Here is a 1,628-nt window from a genome sequence, read left to right as displayed (position 1 = left end):
AAGATGATGATTTCGACTACGGAGCAATTATTCTACCGGATGACACCCTAGGGAACCGAGTCGGCTGGTTCGGATTTATCAATCTATCCGACGAGTTACTGACAAATCTACAGGTAAATAACTCTGGCTACGCTGGTGACAAACCATTTGGCACACAATGGTTCAATGCTGGCCGAATTACCAGCATCAGTGGTGGCAAGCTCTCCTATATGCTCGATACCTATGGCGGTCAAAGTGGTAGCCCCATCTGGCGCTTCCAAGATGGTGAACGCCATGCAGTGGGAATTCACGGCTATGGTGGCTGTCCTAACAGTGCTGTCCGGATCAATAAGTCTGTGTTTGATAACATGTCGGCTTGGAAAAATCTCTAATATCTCCGGGACTAATCAGCCGTCAGCTATCAGTTATCAGCTATCAGCTTTCAGCTATCAGCTTATGCGCTACGCGCACGCTACGCGAACAGTGATCAACATTCAGTTATCAGTTATCAGCTGACCGCTGACCGATGCTTCACAGGCTGGAAGCCTGTTCCACAAAGCTGACTGCTGACTGCTGACTGCTTACAAATCAACTAACAAAGGACAAAACCGTCAGATGACTACTAAACTACAAATTCCTTTTAAATCTTTTGCTTTGAGCAGTCTTATCGGATTAAGCCTGCTGTTTTCTGCTTGTAGCGCTCCCCAACCAGACGTTTCACCGGAAAACAATCAGGGTAATAATCCAGATAATAATCCAATAGTTACCTCAACTGATGAACAAATGATTATCGAAGGTAAAATTGTCGCAGTTATGGAAAGTTTCCCTCTACAGTTGAAGGTAGAAACTCAGTCTGGTTCCTATAGTGTACAACTTCTTTCCGATACCAAAATCACTCGTCAAGGAGAAACTGTTGACCCAGGAAAATTAAGTCCTGACCAAAAAGTTCGGATTAAAGGTCAGAGTTCTGGTTCCAGTAAGTCTGCTATCACTGCTGAAACTATTGAAATCCAGTAAGCCCTCAGCGGTCAGCCGTCAGCGGTCAGCTTTGTGGAACAGGCTTCCAGCCTGTGAAGCATCGGTCAGCTATCAGCCGTCAGCTTATGCGCTACGCGCACGCTACTTGAGGTGCCGTCAGCTATCAGCCGTCAGCCGTTAAGTCACAGGCTAGAAGCCTGTGCCACAAAGCACCTCAAGTAGCGTGCGCATAAGCTGAATGCTGTTCGCGTAGCGTGTGCGTAGCACATATGCTGAATGCTGTTCGCGTAGCGTGTGCGTAGCACATATGCTGAATGCTGATAGCTGATAGCTTACAAATCACCTTTGTTTATCTAACAACGGAGCTGCCTCTAGCAAGGTTCTAGTGTAAGGATGCTCAGGATTAGTAAACAGGTCATGAGTTGGTTTCTTTTCAACAATCTGACCTTTATTCATCACGGCGATTCCATCACAGAAAAACCGTGCTACCCAGAGGTCATGAGTAATAAACAAATAGGTAAGATTAAAGGCTTCTTTCAACTCTAACATTAATTCTAATACTTGAGTTTGGACACTAGCATCCAGCATACTCACTGGTTCATCACAAATCACCAAACTAGGATGAGTAATCAATGCCCGAGCAATAGCAACCCGTTGTTGTTGTCCTCCAG

Annotated in this window: 3 protein-coding genes and 1 pseudogene; 3 read left to right on the top strand and 1 reads right to left on the bottom strand. The window is 45.5% G+C overall.

Translation table 11 applies throughout. The features are described from left to right. From F6K49_RS47080 to F6K49_RS47070, 3 genes and pseudogenes are all read left to right on the top strand, one after another. Positions 1–371: pseudogene (locus tag F6K49_RS47080) on the top strand (serine protease); the annotation flags it as partial. A 223-nt stretch (positions 372–594) separates the two neighbouring features. After that, the gene (locus F6K49_RS47075) at positions 595–996 is read left to right on the top strand and encodes a hypothetical protein (protein WP_293060715.1); all 402 of its coding nucleotides are present in this window, start codon (positions 595–597) and stop codon (positions 994–996) included. Further along, a complete protein-coding gene (locus F6K49_RS47070) occupies positions 983–1,138 on the top strand; it encodes a hypothetical protein (protein ID WP_293109390.1) in 156 nt (51 codons plus the stop codon). The genes F6K49_RS47075 and F6K49_RS47070 overlap by 14 nt, the downstream gene beginning before the upstream one ends. 158 nt (positions 1,139–1,296) lie before the next feature. Here the strand turns inward: F6K49_RS47070 and F6K49_RS47065 are convergent. Then, a partial coding sequence (locus F6K49_RS47065; RefSeq protein WP_293070608.1) for an ABC transporter ATP-binding protein occupies positions 1,297–1,628 on the bottom strand: 332 nt, incomplete at its 5' end.

The sequence above is a fragment of the Moorena sp. SIO3I6 genome, assembly GCF_010672095.1.
This window is presented reverse-complemented; position numbering and strand designations above follow the sequence as displayed.